The 18,656-nt window shown below is 52.4% G+C and carries 16 protein-coding genes; 4 read left to right on the plus strand and 12 right to left on the minus strand.

Annotation, left to right across the window (positions count from 1 at the left end; translation table 11 throughout):
• Positions 1 to 7: 7 nt before the first annotated feature.
• From Q4E93_RS08615 to Q4E93_RS08625, 3 genes are all read right to left on the minus strand, one after another.
• Positions 8 to 244 (minus strand): hypothetical protein, encoded by a 237-nt coding sequence (locus Q4E93_RS08615; RefSeq protein WP_303584299.1) that lies wholly within the window; start codon positions 242 to 244, stop codon positions 8 to 10.
• 73 nt (positions 245 to 317) lie between these two features.
• The gene (locus tag Q4E93_RS08620; protein ID WP_303584301.1) at positions 318 to 548 is read right to left on the minus strand and encodes a helix-turn-helix domain-containing protein; all 231 of its coding nucleotides are present in this window, start codon (positions 546 to 548) and stop codon (positions 318 to 320) included.
• A gap of 63 nt (positions 549 to 611) precedes the next feature.
• Positions 612 to 845 (minus strand): helix-turn-helix domain-containing protein, encoded by a 234-nt coding sequence (locus Q4E93_RS08625; RefSeq protein ID WP_303584303.1) that lies wholly within the window; start codon positions 843 to 845, stop codon positions 612 to 614.
• Between the two features lie 124 nt (positions 846 to 969).
• Here Q4E93_RS08625 and Q4E93_RS08630 point away from each other — a divergent pair, with 124 nt between their 5' ends.
• Together Q4E93_RS08630 and Q4E93_RS08635 are read left to right on the plus strand one after the other, a co-directional pair.
• Entirely contained in the window at positions 970 to 1,974 is a 1,005-nt protein-coding gene (locus tag Q4E93_RS08630) for a LacI family DNA-binding transcriptional regulator (protein ID WP_303584305.1), read from the plus strand.
• Positions 1,975 to 2,028: 54 nt separating this feature from the next.
• A complete protein-coding gene (locus tag Q4E93_RS08635; RefSeq protein ID WP_303584307.1) occupies positions 2,029 to 3,090 on the plus strand; it encodes a phosphotransferase enzyme family protein in 1,062 nt (353 codons plus the stop codon).
• Between the two features lie 10 nt (positions 3,091 to 3,100).
• Here the strand turns inward: Q4E93_RS08635 and Q4E93_RS08640 are convergent, their stop codons facing one another.
• The 7 genes from Q4E93_RS08640 to Q4E93_RS08670 all read right to left on the minus strand — a co-directional run bounded on the left by Q4E93_RS08640 (position 3,101) and on the right by Q4E93_RS08670 (position 14,849).
• Positions 3,101 to 4,921 carry an alpha-L-fucosidase gene (locus Q4E93_RS08640; protein ID WP_303584309.1) on the minus strand — a complete coding sequence of 607 codons (1,821 nt, stop codon included), beginning with the start codon at positions 4,919 to 4,921 and terminating at the stop codon, positions 3,101 to 3,103.
• Between the two features lie 6 nt (positions 4,922 to 4,927).
• Positions 4,928 to 7,111, minus strand: coding sequence for an alpha-N-acetylglucosaminidase (locus Q4E93_RS08645; protein WP_303584311.1), 2,184 nt, complete (start codon positions 7,109 to 7,111; stop codon positions 4,928 to 4,930).
• A 13-nt stretch (positions 7,112 to 7,124) separates the two neighbouring features.
• Complete coding sequence (locus Q4E93_RS08650) at positions 7,125 to 8,393, minus strand: IPT/TIG domain-containing protein (RefSeq protein WP_303584313.1); 1,269 nt, start codon at positions 8,391 to 8,393, stop codon at positions 7,125 to 7,127.
• Positions 8,394 to 8,444: 51 nt separating this feature from the next.
• On the minus strand, positions 8,445 to 10,031 hold the full coding sequence (locus Q4E93_RS08655; protein ID WP_303584315.1) for a RagB/SusD family nutrient uptake outer membrane protein: 1,587 nt from the start codon (positions 10,029 to 10,031) through the stop codon (positions 8,445 to 8,447).
• 20 nt (positions 10,032 to 10,051) lie between these two features.
• Positions 10,052 to 13,273 (minus strand): SusC/RagA family TonB-linked outer membrane protein, encoded by a 3,222-nt coding sequence (locus Q4E93_RS08660; protein ID WP_303584317.1) that lies wholly within the window; start codon positions 13,271 to 13,273, stop codon positions 10,052 to 10,054.
• 16 nt (positions 13,274 to 13,289) lie between these two features.
• Complete coding sequence (locus Q4E93_RS08665; protein ID WP_303584319.1) at positions 13,290 to 14,171, minus strand: FecR family protein; 882 nt, start codon at positions 14,169 to 14,171, stop codon at positions 13,290 to 13,292.
• 81 nt (positions 14,172 to 14,252) lie between these two features.
• Complete coding sequence (locus Q4E93_RS08670; protein WP_303584321.1) at positions 14,253 to 14,849, minus strand: RNA polymerase sigma factor; 597 nt, start codon at positions 14,847 to 14,849, stop codon at positions 14,253 to 14,255.
• 122 nt (positions 14,850 to 14,971) lie between these two features.
• Here Q4E93_RS08670 and Q4E93_RS08675 point away from each other — a divergent pair, with 122 nt between their 5' ends.
• On the plus strand, positions 14,972 to 16,333 hold the full coding sequence (locus Q4E93_RS08675) for a Gfo/Idh/MocA family protein (protein ID WP_303584323.1): 1,362 nt from the start codon (positions 14,972 to 14,974) through the stop codon (positions 16,331 to 16,333).
• A gap of 34 nt (positions 16,334 to 16,367) precedes the next feature.
• On the opposite strand, the gene Q4E93_RS08680 is transcribed toward Q4E93_RS08675, so the two are convergent.
• Together Q4E93_RS08680 and Q4E93_RS08685 are read right to left on the minus strand one after the other, a co-directional pair.
• A complete protein-coding gene (locus Q4E93_RS08680) occupies positions 16,368 to 16,670 on the minus strand; it encodes a helix-turn-helix domain-containing protein (protein WP_303584325.1) in 303 nt (100 codons plus the stop codon).
• Entirely contained in the window at positions 16,667 to 17,155 is a 489-nt protein-coding gene (locus Q4E93_RS08685; RefSeq protein WP_303584327.1) for a type II toxin-antitoxin system RelE/ParE family toxin, read from the minus strand. Before Q4E93_RS08685 ends, Q4E93_RS08680 begins: the two co-directional genes overlap by 4 nt.
• Here Q4E93_RS08685 and pdxR point away from each other — a divergent pair.
• Positions 17,137 to 18,633, plus strand: coding sequence for a MocR-like pyridoxine biosynthesis transcription factor PdxR (pdxR, locus tag Q4E93_RS08690; protein ID WP_303584329.1), 1,497 nt, complete (start codon positions 17,137 to 17,139; stop codon positions 18,631 to 18,633). The genes Q4E93_RS08685 and pdxR overlap by 19 nt on opposite strands.
• The last annotated feature ends 23 nt before the right edge of the window (positions 18,634 to 18,656 follow it).

An 18,656-nucleotide genomic window follows, 5' to 3' on the forward strand; every position in this document is an offset into this window, starting at 1 on the left:
CGGCCTATCATCTTTCGCTCCTCTGAAAGGCCAGGATTAAAATTATACCGCTCAATATGCCTGAAAGAAAAATGAACTCCTGGCCGCCCATTTCCAGCACGCTGTTCATAAAGAGCAGCTGTGTCAGGATGAGAAAAATAGAGAAAGCCAGTAATACGATCTTACGGAGGGCCGTTTTCGTTTTGCATTTAAAGAGGCCGAAGATCGAGATGGAGGAAAAGAAAATTCCTACTAAGGTAGCCATAGGTTTAGTTTTTCATAGAATTGGATCAATCCCAAGATACAACGCGTCCTTTGTCCCTCCAATAGGAAAACTACTAGCCCGGATCCAGTGGTTGCATCAGCAGATCGGGGGATATTTTCAGTCCTCTCGACAAAGATACGACGGTGGTGAACAGGATATTTACCTCTCCTGCCTCTATACGTCGCAGTTGGGCAGGGGTCAGGCCCGAGGCGGCTGCCAGTTCCGGGATCGTCAGCATTCTTTCTTCCCGCAGGGCAGTCAGGTGGCTGCCGAATTTTTTTAATACTTCGTCCTTACGGTCCATGCAGATCATAGCTTTTGGGTAATTAAAAAGCATTGCAGACCGATGGCAGGTGGTCAGCAACATTTACTCCGATGGATAGTCCAGCAAGGATGAAGGATGTACTTCAAGGGCTACGGCAAGTTGTAAAAGCGTGGTCAGCGTAATATTGATCTGACCCTTTTCGATCTTTGCGATCTTACTGTTATCTATACTGCAAGCATACGACATTTCGCGGAGACTGAAGTCTTTCTCGTTCCGGAGCTTTCTCAGGTTTTCACCGAATTTCTTTAACGCTTTTTTGTCGCTGGGGGTAATCATTACATTTTTTTCTAAAGAACCCGTAAGGTGAAAGATTTTTTCAAAATTTTTGAGGCCTAAAAAGACCGCAAAATTAAATACCCTTTTGCTTGGAGGTTTTCCCCTAATTTTATCAAAAAGCTCCATGCCCGCGCCTCCTACTATCAAAGAAATTGCCAGGCGGCTGAATATCTCAGCCTCGACTGTATCGAGGGCGCTTCACGATCATCCCAGCATTGGTCTGCGAACGAAGATGCGGGTGCAGCAGCTGGCCGCGGAGCTGAATTATGAGCCCAACCAGACTGCCATCTTTTTCCAGCAGCGTAAGACCTTCACCATCGGGGTCATCCTGCCGGAGCTTTCCGAAGCTTTCTTTTCCGCCGCCATCAGCGGCATCGAGGACATGGCCGGCCGCCACCAATATTCCGTGCTGATGGGACAGTCGCATGACGAAGAGGAAAGGGAAAAACAGATCGTGAACACGATGAAAAAACATCGGGTGGATGGGTTGATCATATCTATTGCCAAGAATACGAAGGATTATACTCATTTCGTGTCGCTGCAGCAAGCCGGCATACCTGTGGTGTTCTTCGACAGGATACCCAATTTGGCTGATATTCACTATGTGGCCTGCGACATGGTGGCGGGTACCGTCCAAGCCGTGAAATACCTGTTAGGCAAGGGCCATCGCGTCATCGGCATGATCAATGGCCCGGACAAGCTGCTGGCCAGCCGGCAGCGGGAGGAAGGCTATATCAAGGCTATGCAGAAACACCGGTTGAAATACGATCCCACGCTGGTGGTGTCGTCCGACCTCACCCGGGAGGGGACGGACAAAGCTATGAGCAAGCTGTTATCCCTTAAAAGACACCCTACTGCCATCGTCGCCTTCAATGATTATGTCGCGATGGATGCCGTCCAGTATGCCGTAAAAAAGAAATACAAGATCAATGAGGACCTGACCTTTGTCAGCTATGCCAATCTGCCCATCAGCCATTATACCGCCTTTCCGCCCGTGGCGTCCGTTGAGCAATTTCCCTATGTACAGGGGCAGCGTGCTACGGAAGCGCTCCTGGAAATTCTTGCCGATCCCACCTCGCCATGGAAAAAGGTCACGTTGGAATCGAAGCTGGTGATCCATACTCCGTAAAATACGCAATCGTTTGACCTCCAAAATCAAAGAATATCTGATTATGTTTGGCCTATGTTCCCCAGCATCCTGGAGGCCTATGGCCTTCCCGAAGATCAATGTTCTGTCCGGCCCTTTGGCACCGGCCTTATCAACCATACGTGGAAAGTCAGCTGCGGCCCCGATGAGTATATCCTTCAGCGTATCAATGACGCCGTCTTCCATCGTCCACACCTGATCGCGGAAAATATGGATGCCCTGGCAGGCTATCTCCGGACCCATCATCCGGAATATCTTTTTGTCCAGCCTATCCGCACCCGCGATGGCAGGAGCCTCGTTCAGACGTCCGAAGGTTATTTCCGGCTGGCCCCCTTCATTGCAGGCTCCTATACTTATGACGTGGTGGCCGCCGCCGATCAGGCTTACCAGGCCGCGCGTCAGTTCGGGAAGTTCACCCGGCTGCTGTCAGGCTTTCCCATTGCGCGTCTGCATCTCACCCTGCCTGATTTCCATAATTTGTCGCTGCGCTACCGGCAGTTTGAAGAAGCCCTGCAGCAAGGCAATCCCACCCGCATTGCCGCGACGGGCGACTATATTGCAGCCATCCGGTCTTTCGGGGACATTCTCCACACCTTCGAGGACATCAGGCAACATTCGGGATTCCGGCTGCGCGTGACACACCATGATACGAAGATCAGCAATGTCCTGTTCGACGAGGCAGGCAAGGGCCTCTGCGTCATCGACCTGGACACCGTCATGCCGGGCTATTTCATCAGCGACCTCGGAGACATGATGCGCACCTATCTGTCTCCTGTCAGCGAAGAGGAAAAGGATACGGACCTCATCATCATCAGGGAAGAGTACTTTCGCGCCATTGTCCGGGGATATCTCTCCGAGATGAAGGAGGAGCTCAGCACGGCCGAGATGGAACATATCGTATATGCCGGCAAGTTCATGATCTATATGCAGGCCATCCGCTTCCTAACGGACCATCTTAACGACGACCGGTATTACGGGGCCAAATACGAAGGGCACAACCTTGTCAGGGCTGTCAACCAGCTGACCCTGCTACAACGTTTGACGGAGAAAGAGAAGACATTGAACGGGATGGTAGCCGAATTTTCGGAGCTGATCTGATCGTCATATACTATTTTTTCTCCACCGGGATAAGGCGGACATATTTAAGATTCATTACTCCCATGCCGGGCTTGGGTGCGCCGGCGACCAGCAGCCTGTTCACACCTTTAGACAAGTTGAGGATACCCGGGCTCCATTCCCTGAACGCATCCCACCCTCCCGTAGTGAGCACAGCGCCTGCTATGGCAGATGTCCGGCCATTGATGGGACCGGCAATGATACGTATAGTGGATCCGGCGGATTGATCGGTGCAGGCATAATTCAACACCAGCTTATACTTTCCATCAGCAGGAACATTGATCGTCCATTCTGCCGAGTCAGCGCCCATCCAGGTATTGATATAAGGTTCTTCCGTCAGTGACAGGACAAGCCGGTCGCCTTTCAAGGCGGCATCTCCTGCTACTAACCGGAAGGCACCATCCTTTTCCGGGAATGTGCCGAGGGCGGCGAGCGACCTGCCTTCAGCCTCCAGGACGATGACGGTGTTGTCATTGTCTTTGAATGCCTTATTGCTGATGTCGATATCGATGCCTTTTTCGCTGATCTCCAGCGGCAATTCCCTGCGGGAGCTGTCTGCCAGGAACCAGGCACGGGGGGAGCTGCCGCCGGCCGGCGCCAGGGGCACATGCAGGCGTCCGTCCGCCGGCCAGTTGAAAACATGCAGGTAGTACCGACCGGGCCGGGTGGTGATCCGTCCCCAGGCTACCCTTCCGATGGTATTGGAGCGGGTGCCATAAATAGACTCCCCGTTGATCCTCATCCACTGCCCGATGCTGTGCATCAGTTCCACGCTCCTGGCGGGTACCGTGCCGTCTCCTATTGGTCCTACATTCAGCAGGTAATTACCTCCTTTCGACACGATATCGGCCATATTGCGGATCAATTCCCTGGGCGTGCGCCAATTCTGGTTATTCCTGCTATATCCCCAGGTGCCATTCATCGTCATGCAGGATTCCCAGTCCATGCCTTTAAAGCCCGTCTCGGGGATATGCTGCTCGGGTGTGACAAGGTCGCCATTAGCGCGCGTAAACTGGCTGTTCTTTTCGAAAGCATACAGACGGTTGTTCATGATAATATTGGGTTGATGTGTCTTTACCATGGCCACGAGCTTGCGGGCGCCCCATTTCTCACCCTGGATCTCCTCCGAGCTGTAATCCCACCAGACCACATCGACAGGTCCGTAATTGGAGAACAGCTCTTCCGCCTGTTTATACATATATTCCACATACTTGCTATTGTCCCGGCCTTCATTCTTTACATTACCCGGAGCAGGCAGTCCATGTTCCACATAGGCATCGGGATGATGCCAGTCCAGCAGGGAAAAATAGATGCCCACGCGCAGCCCCTGTTCATGCAGGGCGTTGATGATCTCCCTGGCCAGGTCTCTACCGGTGACATCCATACCGTCGAAAGTAGTCGTCTTGCTGTCATGCAACGCAAAGCCTTCATGGTGACGGCTGGTAAAAATAACATACCGGCATCCGGCGTCTTTTGCCATGCGGGCCCATTCCCGTGCAAAATCTTTTTTCGGCCTGAACAGCGGGGTGAGGGTTTTGGCATACACATCCGCGGGTATATTGGCGGCATTTTGCAGCCATTCAGCGGCGCCGCCGTTGGTGGCGTAATCTTTCCCATTCCAGATGCCTTCGGCTACGCTGTAAAGCCCCCAATGGACGAACATGCCGAAATGAGCGTCCCGGAACCATTCCATCCGCGCATTCCGCAGATATTCCGGCTCCTGCGCATTAAACGTCAGGCCCGTGGTGTCCTGGGCGCAAACAGGGGAAAGACTCACCAAAGCTAATCCTATAAATATTCCTAATTTTTTCATCCTTGATTATTTAATGTTGCTGATGATCTCAGGTAAAATTTTAATGCAATCTTCTCCAGGCTTGCGGGAGCCGTTCATCGCCGCAGGCATGCCATGCCGTCGTGCCCAGGCCTTTTCCAGGCTGAAGAAATCCGGCCAGGCAACGGTCTCGCCTTTCAGGCGCTTTTCCGCATAGTCAAAAAACAGCAGCCACCGGGGCAGGTAAAAGTCATTTAAAAGGCCGCTCCATTCCTTGTTGGCATAGTCATGCACCAGGGAAGCGGGATTGCTGTCGGGTCCCCAGTAAGTGATCTGCGCTTTCGCGTTCCACTCCGCCAGGTCTTTATCCTTATCATCCGGCAGCATGCCGCGCGCCTGCTCCAGCCAGGTATCCAGCCGGAAAGCGCTATTCGTTGCCGTCCACCTGTCCTGCAACTTTAGCAGGCTTATGAACTGTTGTCCGGCGATCTTGAATGAAGGCAAGTCATGTGCGATCCACGCTTTCATTATCCCGGCATACAGCAGCCTTGCTTTCAGGGCTATCACCTGCCGGACGATGTCGACCAGGTCGTAACGATAGGTTTCGGAGGAGGTAAATCGCCCGGCAGCCCGGACAAAACGATCCGCAGCCCTTGAAAAGATCGCGGGGTCATAAGGCAGCTTTTTGGATCCCCAGGTTGAAACGCTGGTAATGAAATTGGTGTCGGGCCTCGCACAGAAGATAGACTCGTAGGCATCCGTCAACTCATTCGTATGCGATATATAAGCCGATTGCAGCAACAGCTGCCAGGCTTCATAAATATCCGCATCGTATTTCCCATAGCGTGAAATGATATATTTCTTCAGGAAGCTGTCTATGGCAGGCGGTTCTTTGGCCCAGGCTGATCTTAACAGGGAAGCATACATGATATCATTATTCGCGATGCCTTCAGGTACTATACCGACCCCTTTCATGGAGGAGCCGGCTGTTGTAGCCTTTGCCCGTCCCGGCTCCAGGAGTATGCGCAGCAGGCGACCTTCCATACCCACGGTACCACCTCCGTTCACCATCGAGCACCAGAGCCAGGGGTAGCCTGAATAGCCGCCTGTGCGTTCCCAGTTATTGTCTGCATCGCCCCGCAGATCGAGGATCAGCGTATGCTGCTTGTCAAGCCCCTTTAAAAAATCTTTTTTCGGGTTGTCCTGCCATGCCTGCAGTACCCAGGTGCTTCCCGGATGGTATTGCTGCATATTCGTCTGTATCAAAGCCGCCGTAGACGGGAGGTCTATACCGCCGGTGGCGCCACCTTCATGAAACAGGTCCCCTCCGAGGAATTTTACATCCCCGTACAATGTACGGTCGCCATAGGATTGATCCATGTAGTGGTAGTAGAGCGCCGCGATCCTCGGGAACAGCGTATCTCCCGGCAATAAGAAAACGGGACGGATGAGGCCTTCCCCCCAATTGCCCTGGTCCACCACGGCCGCATGGGGAAAATACTTTTTAATGGTAGAAGGGACCATGCCGCAAAAACCCTGTATCACCGGCTGAATGCCCAGCTCATGCATGCGTTCCAGCAGCTGTTGCTGGAGGAGGGTCCAACGGTGGATCATCGCATCGCTTACCGGGCCTCCCCATCCCTGTATATTCCCCATCAGCCACCACGCGTTGAAAGCGGGTCCGGGAATATATTTCCGGATGTCCTCGTCCGAATAACCTATATCCTGCAATACATGCTGCCATATTTCTTCCGTCCCCATCGGAGCCAGCATGAGGTTGACCCCATTGAAAGCCATCCAGTCCAGCTCATGCTCCCATTCTTTCCAGCCCCAGAAGCTCATGGTATAATTATAAGTGCAATAGTTCAGCGCATACCTGTACGTATGTTGGGCCGACACCGGTATCACGCCATTCGTTGCGGGCAGGGAGGAAGGAGGCGCCGATTGGTCTCCCGTGTGCGATAAGCTGATGCCGCAGTAAGTTCTCAAATAGTCGCCCAGCGCGTAAGTGGCGGAAATTGTCGACGATGCGTTGATGTATAGCCGTTGGTTGCGGGTAAAATAGGAGGCTGTATCCCCTGGTGTTGGCCCGATTGCATGAATAATGACCTTTTTGTGGAGGAATGGGACCCTTCTATCGACGAGCGCTTGTATTGCCTGGACATTTTGCCCATATGAAACAACGGCTGTGGACAACCATCCCAATAGCAGCATTGATAGTCTTTTTGTCATATTTCTCCTGTTATTATTGTATAGTAACCTTCCTTATATACCCGTTGCCCCGATCCAGCACATACATATTCCCGTCCTTGTCGAATACCACGCTGCTCGGCGTAGAGAATTGTGCCTCAGAAGCATCCCCATCCTTATAGCCGGCCGATCCAGTGCCGATGAAGGTAGTGGTGGTTCCGGCGGCATCGATCATCCGGATGTTATTGTTAAAATAATCTGAGATGTAGATGTTGTTCTGCTTATCGATGGTGATGCCTACCGGATTGTTGAAAGTCGCAGTGCCCGGGCCTCCATTGGCAGATCCGGTGGTGCCGGGGATACCGGCAATGGTCGTTGCCGTCCAGGCGCCTCCTGTAGGATCGAGCTTAACGATCGTGGACAGTCCCTGGTCGACGACCCACACATAGCCGGCTGTGTCTACTGCCACGTCGGAGGGATAGTTGAAACTCACGGGCAATGTATTGACGGTGCCATCGGGCAGTACCTGGTATACTTCGCCGTTGGAAGGACTGGCGACATAAATATTACCGGTGGCTTTATCCACGCCGATGCCGGCAGGATCTGCGATGGCGGCAAAGCTGGAGGCCGTGCCATCCGGGGCGATCTTTCTTACAAACCAGTTCCACCTGTCGGCTACATAGAGATTACCGTCCTTACCCATCTCCACATCAGTAGGAAGATTGAGCATCGCCGTGGAAGGCGGTCCGTCCGCATAACCTTCACCGTTGATATGACCGGCAAAGGTCGTTACAAAGCGGGACGTATTTATTTTTCGGACGATATGGTTGCCACAATCGGCTATATATAGATTTCCAGTGCCGTCGATGGTCAGGCCTGTCCGGTCGTAAAAGTAAAAAGAAGCTGCAGTTCCGGCGACCTGGTCGATGAAGCCCTGTGAGCCATTACCTGCCACTGTAGTCACTTTCTTCGCATAGATATAGCTGAATGCCGCGTCGCTGGACTTCGTTTCGCCGTCTATCGTGACAGCAAATTTGCCCGTACCCGCTTTCAACGGCACTTTTACCAGGACTTGCCCCTGGTTGACCCCTACGACCTCACAGGCCATTCCATTCAATGTAATGGAGATCTTGTCCCTGGCCGTCGTAAAATTATTCCCGTAGATCAGTACCTCCGTACCATAGCCGCCTTTGGAAGGGAGGAAGCTGTCCACTAAAATGGGCGCTGAAGGATTGTGCACAAACCCGTCATTCTTTTTACAGGCGGAGAGCGCCATCAGCAGGAGGATGGATACTCCTATGTTTTTATATATCAGGTTCATCATGCTGTTGTTTTTGTTAATGACATATTTTTTTCCGGGAGTACCTGGTGGCTATCACCATCCCGGGTTTTGTTCCATGGCCCGGTTGGAAGTCATTTCTGTCAGCGGGATCGGCCAGCGATTGTCCCTGGCGGGGTTAAACACCCTTTGTTCCACCACTATGTTCTTGCCTGTAGCCGGGTCTACGGCGCCCAGCGTGGGGCCACTTAAAACCTGGCTGCCTATGTTCCACCGGCGGATGTCGTAGAGGCGGGGCCCTTCAAAGGACAGCTCCACCATCCGTTCGCGGCGGACCAGCTCACGCAGCTTTTCCGGGGTGTTGTAGACGGTCTCATCCACGGAAGGCATGCCGGCCCGGTTACGGATGGCATTGAGGTATTTGACTACATCCGGGTCCTGGTATTGGCCCGTCTCGATCAGGGCCTCCACGTAGTCGAGAAGTATCTCCGCATAGCGGATGATCATAAAGTTCATAGAGCCCCCGTAAGTATTGCTCCGGTCCAGCGGGTCTACATATTTTTTTATCCAGTAGCCGGTGAAAGTGGACTGGGCCACCCCTATCTGGTCGGGGCTATTGACGGTGAAGGGGTCCAGGCGCGTGCCCATCCATACCTCACCGGGGATGGCGATGGAAGCCTTCAGGCGGGGGTCCCGGTTATTATTATACTCCGGGTTGGCATTGTAAATGGCAAAACTATCCGGCCCCAGCTCCTGGATGGTCTTTCCCTGGAGTGTCTCGTAAGTGTTGACCAGCGACTGGGTGGGGCTGTTGCATGCCTGACAGCCGAAACTCTTGGGCGCATTGCGAAAAAAGGCTTCCCGCTGTCCCCCCGGCTTATACAGGATCTCTTCCCCATTGCCGCCCCCTGCATATTGGAACAATTGGGTGTAATAGGGATGAAGGCTGTTGGCTCCCAGGCCGATGACCTTTCTGGCAGCCGCCACGGCGCTGGTATAATCACCGATGAACATATAGAGCTGGGTCTGCATCGAATAACAGGCGCCCTTGCTGATACGAAAAGTATTGGAGAGATCGTATATAGCGGGGAGGCCTGCGGCAGCGGAATCACATTCTGAGGAAATGAACTGCACTACTTCCTCCTGCGTACTCCGTTTTACGAATTGCTCATTGGCATTCAAAGAATGGGATACGATGGGTATGGGACCGTACAGCATGAAGAGCTGGAGATGATACCAGGCCCTTAACGCACGGGCCTCGGCGCCATAACGGCTTTTCTTGTCCGCATCCGCCACATAAGCCTTCTGGTAATGCTCTATAAAGCGGCAGGCGTTGCGTATATATCCGTAATATTTCATGTACGTCTGGTAGGCGGAGTATTCCTGCGTGGTGACGGCTCCTACGGGATAGTCCTGCCAATCGTCGAAATTGCCCCTGAAAACGCTCTCGTCAGTAGCTCCGCTGCGGTGCATCCAGACATTGTTGAGGAAATTATAATCATACACAGTTCCTGAAGGCAGTCCTTCATATACCGTGGCCAGCGCTGCCGTAAGATCCGTCTCTGTATTCCACCATTTCTCATCCGTGGTGGCGGTGGGATTATTGCGGCTTAAAAAATCTTTTTTGCAAGCTGCCAGGCAGAGCAGGACTCCTATCACTGGTAAACATATTTGTCGCTTCATATTCATTTGTATTGCAGAGATTAAAGGGAAAGGTTGACGCCGAATGTATACACACGCATGATAGGATAAGTGCCTTCGGCGCCCCGGCTTTCCGGGTCGATGGCTTTTACCCCAGAAAAGGTGAAGGGGTTTTGGGCGTTTACATACACGCGCAGCTTTTTGAGGGAAGAAGTGGGTCTCAGCTTAAAGGTGTAGCCCAGGGCCAGGTAGCGGATCCTGGCAAAAGCGCCATTCTTGATCCAAAAGCTGGAAGTGAGCCCGTTGTTGCCGGGGGTAGGCGTAAGCCGCGGCCGGCTGGCGCCCGTATGTTCCGGCGTCCAGTAGTCCAGCTGAAATTGCTGGGGCGTACCGCCATTGCCTGCCGTATTCAGCGGATTGGCTAAGCGGCTGGTATATTGCAACCCTACTCTGCCGACGCCGTTCACCAGTGTGGAGAGATCGAAATTGCCCAGGAAGATCGTCAGGTTCGTATAATAGTTCAGACGGGGGATACTGTTGCCCAGCGAGACCCTGTCCGAATCGGAGATCCTGGTATCTCCATTCCTGTCTGCATACCCGATGTCGCCCGCTACCTGACCTGCCAGCATGGGCACGCCCGCCGCAATATCTTTTTGCTGCAGCAATCCCGTGCTCCGGTAGCCGTAGAACTCTGCCATTTCCCCTCCTTCCCGGTAGATATAATCGCCGGAGACGAGCGGGTTGGCGGCGAGTTTCAGGATACGGGTCTTGTTATAGGAGACGCCACCACTTATATTGAACATGAAATGCTTTGTGATCGTGCCGCCATAGGAGGCGGCCATTTCCGCACCGCGGTTCTGCATGCTGCCCACGTTGGCTGGTCCGGAGATCAGGGCGGATTCCAGGCTGGGCTGGGGATAGAGGATCATCCGGGTGGTCTTCTTGTCATAATAGTCCAGTGTGATATCCAGCTTGCGGAAAAGGGTGATATTGGCGCCGATGTCCAGGATACCGACCCGTTCCCAGGTGATATCCGGGTTGGCGTTGGTAGCTTCCCTTCCATCGGCCGTGTTGATCGTGGATTGATAGAGATAAGGGCTGATGTTATTATTCCCCAGCATTCCGTAGGAGGCTCTCAGCTTCAGCTGGTTCAGAAAGGAAATATCCCTCATAAAGTCCTCTCCGGCGAGGTTCCATCCAATGGCGGCCGAGGGAAAGGTCCCCCATCTTTTCCCGGGTGCGAAGAGGGAAGAGCCGTCCCCGCGTATGCCCAATTCCATGAGGTATTTATTGCGGTAGCTGTAATATACTTTCCCAAAGACCGAACGCAGGGCTATCTCGGTCCAGGCGTCGGAGTTGGTCAGCTCCTGGGAATAGCCGGCCAGGGCATTGATGCGGTGCATGCCAAAGCTCCGGGTATAGTCCATGTTGGCCCCCAGGTAGTAATATCCTGCCCGGTTGGTGGGGCCCGCCGACTTGACATCCGAATAGGCCCGCCCGGTAGGCTGATCAGTGAAATAATCGTAAAAAATATAGGCATCCCTGTTCTGCTTGCTGACACCTGAAGTTACCTGGTAGCTGAACTGTCCTTTCAGATCCAGCCCCGGGATGATCGTCCATTTCGGGCGCAGGTTCAGCGCGGACTGGTCGTTGATAGACTGTGCAGTTCCGCCTCTTTCCAGCTGGGCGACGGGATTCCAGCTTTCCCCGTAGGTGCCGTAATAGGTATATCCGGGGCGGGCAGCTTTGTTGGGGTATTTTTTGATGACGGTGGGAGGGGCTGTATAGATCCAGCCCAACACCTGGCTTACTCCCGAGACGGCGCCGGAAGAGCCGGTGAGACCGGCCGAATAAGGAACTGTCTGCTGGGTACGGGTCACCAGCATGTCCATGAACACCACAATATTCTTACGCAGGTCTATACTCGTATTGGCCCTGATAGAAGCCCTGTTGAATTTGGTGTTCGTAAGCATGCCGTCCTGGGACGTGTAGTTGGCGGTCAATGCAAAGCGGGCCGCGCTGTTGCCTCCGGACACCGACAGGGACTGCTGGTGAATGGGCACTGTAGAGCGAAGGACATCGCTCCAGCGGGTATCGGGATAATTGATGGGGTCCAGGTGCGAGGCGGTGATGGCAATAGCGCTGGGGCTGTAAAGGGGATCTCCGCCTACATTCTGCTGCGCCTCGTTCAGCAAACGCATATAGGTCGGGGCATTTACGAAATGGGGCCGGTAGGTAGGCACCTGCTCGCCAACCCAGGAGTTGTACTGCACCACCGGCTTGCCGGCCACCCCTCTCTTGGTCGTAATAAGGATCACCCCATTACCTGCACGGGCGCCGTATATAGAGGCGGCTGCCGCATCTTTCAGGACAGTGATATTTTCCACGGTGGAATAGTCTATGAGGTTCATGTCCATGGGCATCCCATCCACGAGGACCAGCGGGTTGGTGCCCTGGAAGGACCCTATGCCGCGAATGGTTATGGAGGCCACATCGCTGCCCGGCAGGCCCGAGCTTTGATTGACATATACGCCCGTAGCGCCCCCCTGCAGCGCCTGGGAGAGTTGGGTCACGGGCTTGTTATTGGCATTATCGGTGCTGATCGTGCTGACCGAACTGGCAAGGTATTTGGCCTTTTGCTGGGAATAACCGGTGACAACGACCGTGTTCATGGCATTCGCGCTTTCTTCCAGCGAAATGATCATGCTGGCCTGGTTGGCCGTCACCACATATTCTTTCGTCTTATAGCCCACGGAGGAGAAAACCAGCTGATCACCTTCGCCCACGTTCATTTCAAAGTAGCCTTCCGCATCCGTGGTAGCACCCGAAGCAATGCCTTTTGTCGCCACGGATACACCGGCGATCGGCCCTGAAGGTTCTTTTGTGTCCAGTACCCTGCCTCTTAACAGGCGCTTGTCCCGGCCGCTGCTTTTTTGGGGCGCTTTAACCGGCGCGGCTGGAATGGTTTTGAGGTAATAGACGCTTTCTCCTGTCTTCTGCAGCTGCAGGTTGTATTTTTTCAGGAAGGCGGACAGCTTTGCAATATCCCAGTCACGGGTGGGGCCCGCCGAAGAAAGATCCACATATTTATTGTCAACATCGTCGGGATTATACAGCAGTTTCCAGCTCTTTTCCTTTGACAATTTGTCGATGAACTTTGACAATTCGATACTGTTCTTCCCGTTGTTGCCTGCCTGGGCTCCTGCGTAATGAGCGAGCCCTGTCAGGATCAGCAGCAATAGAATGCCCTTGCCCCATCGGGGGATGGAATGCATTGTACACATAAGCAATTGATTTGGTCTATTTATGAATGATCAGCGAATCCCCTGTCTGCCTTACATGCAGTCCCATGACCACCTGTAAAGACCTGATCAGCTCGCCGGAATCTGCGACATCGATGTTACCGGAAATCTTTTTGGATTGCAGCAGGGCATCGGCCCCTACCCTCACTTTCAGGTGATAATACCGTTGGATAAGGTCTACTATATCGATAAGGCTGGTGTGATCAAAATGGAACTTCCCTTCTTTCCAGGCACTGTACAGCTGCACATTCATTTCCTTCTTCGAGATCCCCTCATGGCTCACCCGGAGCACCTGGCCCGGGGCCAGGGCCACTCTTTCTTCCTTGCCGATGTGGGCAAGGATCTTACCACTGTTCAAGCTGGCGGTAAATCCGGAGCTGTCTGTCATTACATCGAAAGCGGTTGCCAGTACTTCGATATCGCCCCGGGGCGTATGCACGATGAAATTCGAAAAACCATTCCCGGCCGAATGATGCTTCCTGATCTCGAAAAAGGCTTCTCCCTTCAACCAGACCTCTCTTTTCGAGTCGGACCAGTTCCGGATATCGGTCTTTATTTCCGAGAACCTGTTCAGGAAGATCTCGGAGCTATCCGGCAACAGGAACTTTTTTTGCCCATTGCCCGTTGTAATGGTCTCCCACTCAACAGGCTTTGTTCCGAAAAATCCTCCTTTCGAAAAAAGGACGACCAGCAGAACAAGACCGCCCCCACCCAGCAGCACCGGCCAAAACCTCACCCGCAGCCCCCTTTTTACAGGTGGGTCCGGAGGCCTGTTCTGCAACAGGTCATTCCAGCTTTTTTCCTTCAGGCGTTCATCCCTTTCGGGTTTAATGAATTCAAAAGGAACGTCTTCCGGGAAGTGCTCGTTATCTTCGCTCATGGTTTAAAGGTTATCCTGTATATACAGTAGACACGCGAAAACTTAGTTTCAACTCATTTTTGGGGAAATATTTTTTCCTTGCTATGCAAGATGCGGCAGGAACAGGAAGAGGAGCAGGAATTCGGGATGATTTTTTAAGGCGGCCTTGACCCTGTTGAGGATCCTGTGGATAGTATTGATCAGAGATTGATAATTCATATCTACGACCTCGCTAATTTCCCTGTAGGAGAGACCTTCATAAAACCGGAGATATATAATATGCTTATGGACAGGAGGCAGCTGGTTGATCATTTTGGTCAAATTCCGGGCATTCAGCAATTCGGATTCTTCTTTTATCTTTATTTCTTCGGGAGAGAACTCGATATCCGGGACGGAAGATTGCAAGGAGATGTTCAGCTCATATAATTTCAGTGAGCGGAGCTTGTTCAGAATGGTTGTCCGGAGACTTCGGAGCAAATAAGCTTTTACAAATTGCACTTCCGGAAGCGAACTCCGCCGGATCCATAATTTCATGAAAAGATCCTGGATGGCATCATAAGCCAGGTCATGGTCCTGCAGGAGGCGCAATGCATAGTCATGCAGGAGATGGAAAAATCCATCATGCAGCAGGCGGAACTTCTCCTCATCCCCTTTTCTAAAGGCATTCCAGCAGTCAGACCAATATCGGTTGTCTTCCATTCAGATTGAAAATAATCAATATCCCGACATAAAATTACGCAAACGTTTGTTGTACTTATATTTACAAAAGAGTATGAAATTCATTCCCAGAACAATATTCACGGATTAATATATTAAACACCATGACTGCTTCAAGGAGAGAATTCGTTAAGAACATGACACTTGCCACTGCGGGCCTGGCTATGCTCCGCCCCGATCAACTGTTTGCCGCCGTCCCCGCCGACCGCAAGGTCCGCCTGGGCTTCATCGGAACGGGATTCAGAGGGACAGGCCACGTAGCCCTGGCATTGAGGCGGCCCGATACGGAGATAGTGGCCATCTGTGACGTGGATGAACGCATGTTGCAACGGACGGCAAACGTCTTCAAACAGGCTGGCAAGCCCATGCCGAAGGTTTTCACGGGCGACAACTATGCTTACCGCAAGCTGCTGGAGCTAAAAGACCTCGACGGGGTCATCATCGCCACCCCCTGGGAATGGCATGCTCCCATGATCCTGGATGCGCTGGCGGCCGGCATTAAATATATAGGTACTGAAGTGATCCTGGGCATTACCCTCCAGGACCACTGGCAGGTGGTAAAGGCAGCAGAGCAGGCAAAGGCGCATGTTATGATGCTGGAGAATGTGTGTTACCGGCGGGATGTGATGGCAGTACTGAACATGGTCCGGCAAAATGTCTTCGGAGAGATCATCCATGTGCAGGGAGGTTATCAGCATGACCTTCGCGGCATCAAATTCAATGATGGCAAGAACCCTCCTGGCGTAGGCGCGGAATTCGGGGAAAAAGGTTTTTCCGAAGCCCACTGGCGGACGGAACATTCCGTACATCGCAATGGCGACCTTTACCCCACACATGGCATTGGCCCCGTCGCCATGATGATCGATATCAATAGAGGCAACCGCTTCGTATCGCTGTGCTCATTTGCCAGCAAGAGCCGCGGACTGCATGAATATGCGCTTGCGAAAGGCGGTCCGGCCCATTCCAGCACAAAGGTCAATTTTGCCCTGGGCGATGTGGTGACCACCAATATCAAATGTGCCAACGGCGTGACCATCCTGCTGCAGCACGACACCAACCTTCCCCGTCCTTACTCCCTGGGCTTCCGGGTGCAGGGTACGAAAGGACTCTGGATGGATGTCAGCAGCACGATCTATGTGGAAGGCGTCAGCAAGGACGACGAATGGGATCAGGCGCAGACATGGTATGACAAATACGATCATCCGCTGTGGAAACGCTGGAGCAAGGATACACAGGGTGCGGGGCATGGAGGCATGGACTTTTTTGTATTGCATGGGTTCATCGAGGCGATCAAGCGGAATACGGCTACGCCGATGGATGTATATGATGCGGCGGCCTGGAGCGCTATTACTCCTTTGAGTGAAAGTTCTATCGAAATGGGGAATGAAAGAGTGGATTTTCCGGATTTCACCAGCGGGCAATGGATGTACAGGAAGAGTGATTTTGCCCGGGGGGATGAGTTTTAATATAACCGGGGTCGGGAGGAGAAGTGCGGGGAATTCAAAGTCTGATGGATAAATGCAATTTTCCTCCCAGCCCTGTTTCTACGATCTTTTGTAAAGTTGATATGCGAACGTCTTTCACGTCGTTTTCCACCCTGGATATATAGGCTTTGTTTGTCCCGCATTTTTCGGCGAGCTCTTCCTGGGTCATACCTTTTTCCAGACGGGCTTCCTGGATCAGGGCGCCAAGTTTGAATTCCTTGTAGTCCTTCTCCAATTTATCTCTTTTGGGTGTGCCCTTTCTTCCGTACTGCTCGTCGACGAATTGATCAAGACTTTTTAGGTTGTTTTTTTTCTTCATAATATTCTTTTTTTTTGGATCGCCCGGACTATTTCATTCCCGGGTGTCTTCTGCGTTTTTTTCTGAAATCCATTGATGAGAATGATCAACTTATCCTGGTCAAAAAAACAGAACACCCTGAAAATATCACTGCCGGACTGAATCCTTATCTCATAGAGGCCGTCTGTCCCTGACAAATGTTTAAGATAGGATTCAGGTATTTGGGGTAACTCTTCGATCAAGCGAAAGGTCCAGATTATTTTATCCTTTACTTTCTGCTTTTGTTGTACAAAGAAGTCCTCAAAGTATTTCTTATAGAAAGTAATAACCCCGATATTTATTAGTTTCCATCGGATGTACAAATTTATGAAAAGTTGTCCTATCGGACAACTTTTTCTTTTATAGAAATAGGTTATCAGGCGTAAAATTACTAATTTATTTAGCAAATAATTTTTACAATTGTTTTCATGTTCTACCTTTAGGCCCCATGTTGCCTTTCCAGACACTCATCATTATCAATCGGGCAGCGGCGATCCCCGTCTACCAGCAGATTGCCAACGGACTAATCCGGCTCATCAGGGACGGGATCATCCAGCCGGGGGCTGGCCTGCCCGGCAGCCGGCAAATGGCATCCCTGCTGGGTGTCCATCGCAAGACGGTGGAGTCGGCGTATCAGGAGCTGTTCATTCAGGATTGGATAGAAGTGATCCCCCGCAGAGGTCCGCAGGTGTCGCAACGTTTGCCGGAGATCAAACCCCAGGATTTTAAGGAGTTCGGGACGGCCGGAGCCTATAGCAATAATGCCTCCTTCCCTTTTTATGATTTTGGGCCGATGGTTCCGCTGCCGGCCAAAGGGGAAAAATTACGGCCCGTGATCAATGACGGCTTTCCCGATCCCAGGATCGCTCCTATCGATCAGTTGTTGCGGGAGTACAGGCGCCTGTTCAACCAGTCGTCTTATAAGCGATTTATCATGATGGGCGACCAGGCCGGATCTGTCAACCTGCGTACCGCCATTACACAATTCCTGTCGGAAACGAGAGGGCTAACCCTCACCACGGACAATATCCTGATCACCCGGGGGGCACAGATGGCCATTTTTATGGCAGCCAGGATGATCATCCGGCCCGGGTCGATGGTCCTGGTGGGACAACCCAATTATTTTATGGCGGACGCCATATTCCGGCAGTTCGGCGCCAGGCTGGTGCGGGTGCCGATGGATGAAAATGGCATGGACGTCGACTTCATCGAAACATTTTGCAGCCGGCAAAAGCCTGACCTGCTATATATCATCCCCCATCACCATCATCCCACCACGGTGACCCTCAGCGGAGAGAGAAGGATGCGGCTGCTGCGGCTGATCGAACAACATCGTTTTCCCGTCATAGAGGATGATTACGATTATGATTTCCATTATGCCGGCGGTCCTATCCTTCCGTTGGCCAGTGCTGCGCACAGGGGCAATGTCATCTACATCGGCTCGCTGACAAAATCGATAGCTCCACCCATCCGCATCGGCTATATGATCGCTCCCGCCAACTTCATCGAACAGGCGGCGCAATTGAGGAGAATGATCGATGTCCGTGGCGACAGCCTCCTGGAGGAAGCGCTGGCGTCCCTTTTCAAAGGCGGAGAGATGCAAAAGCACCTGAAGCGCTCCGTTAAATTATATCATCAGCGCAGGGACATCCTGTGCAGCCTGCTGGAACACGAGCTGGGCGACGTCGTCTCTTTTCAGAAACCACAGGGCGGGCTGGCACTATGGGCAAGGTTCCGGGAAGACTATCCCCTGCCGGCGATTGCTGCGGCCGCCGCCCGCAACGGCCTCATGATAAGCGATGGCCGCATGTATGATGCCGATGACCAACGTTACAACGCGCTGCGAATCGGGTTTGCCTCCATGAATGAAAAAGAATTAGAAGAAGCCGTAATTCTTCTTCGACAATCAATTCGTATATTGCCTCATAGGAACCTAAAACCATAAAGACCTTAAACCACTACAAACCT

This window comes from Flavitalea plasmicola (assembly GCF_030546645.1).
Taxonomy (GTDB): Bacteria; Bacteroidota; Bacteroidia; order Chitinophagales; family Chitinophagaceae; genus Puia.

Excerpts from the sequence above, each read along its gene's own strand:
- Q4E93_RS08615 (WP_303584299.1), bottom strand. The coding sequence starts at position 244 with ATGGCTACCTTAGTAGGAATTTTCTTTTCCTCCATCTCGATCTTCGGC.
- Q4E93_RS08620 (WP_303584301.1), bottom strand. The coding sequence starts at position 548 with ATGGACCGTAAGGACGAAGTATTAAAAAAATTCGGCAGCCACCTGACT.
- Q4E93_RS08625 (WP_303584303.1), bottom strand. The coding sequence starts at position 845 with ATGATTACCCCCAGCGACAAAAAAGCGTTAAAGAAATTCGGTGAAAAC.
- Q4E93_RS08630 (WP_303584305.1), top strand. The coding sequence starts at position 970 with ATGCCCGCGCCTCCTACTATCAAAGAAATTGCCAGGCGGCTGAATATC.
- Q4E93_RS08635 (WP_303584307.1), top strand. The coding sequence starts at position 2,029 with ATGTTCCCCAGCATCCTGGAGGCCTATGGCCTTCCCGAAGATCAATGT.
- Q4E93_RS08640 (WP_303584309.1), bottom strand. The coding sequence starts at position 4,921 with ATGAAAAAATTAGGAATATTTATAGGATTAGCTTTGGTGAGTCTTTCC.
- Q4E93_RS08645 (WP_303584311.1), bottom strand. The coding sequence starts at position 7,111 with ATGACAAAAAGACTATCAATGCTGCTATTGGGATGGTTGTCCACAGCC.
- Q4E93_RS08650 (WP_303584313.1), bottom strand. The coding sequence starts at position 8,393 with ATGATGAACCTGATATATAAAAACATAGGAGTATCCATCCTCCTGCTG.
- Q4E93_RS08655 (WP_303584315.1), bottom strand. The coding sequence starts at position 10,031 with ATGAAGCGACAAATATGTTTACCAGTGATAGGAGTCCTGCTCTGCCTG.
- Q4E93_RS08660 (WP_303584317.1), bottom strand. The coding sequence starts at position 13,273 with ATGTGTACAATGCATTCCATCCCCCGATGGGGCAAGGGCATTCTATTG.
- Q4E93_RS08665 (WP_303584319.1), bottom strand. The coding sequence starts at position 14,171 with ATGAGCGAAGATAACGAGCACTTCCCGGAAGACGTTCCTTTTGAATTC.
- Q4E93_RS08670 (WP_303584321.1), bottom strand. The coding sequence starts at position 14,849 with ATGGAAGACAACCGATATTGGTCTGACTGCTGGAATGCCTTTAGAAAA.
- Q4E93_RS08675 (WP_303584323.1), top strand. The coding sequence starts at position 14,972 with ATGACTGCTTCAAGGAGAGAATTCGTTAAGAACATGACACTTGCCACT.
- Q4E93_RS08680 (WP_303584325.1), bottom strand. The coding sequence starts at position 16,670 with ATGAAGAAAAAAAACAACCTAAAAAGTCTTGATCAATTCGTCGACGAG.
- pdxR (WP_303584329.1), top strand. The coding sequence starts at position 17,137 with ATGTTGCCTTTCCAGACACTCATCATTATCAATCGGGCAGCGGCGATC.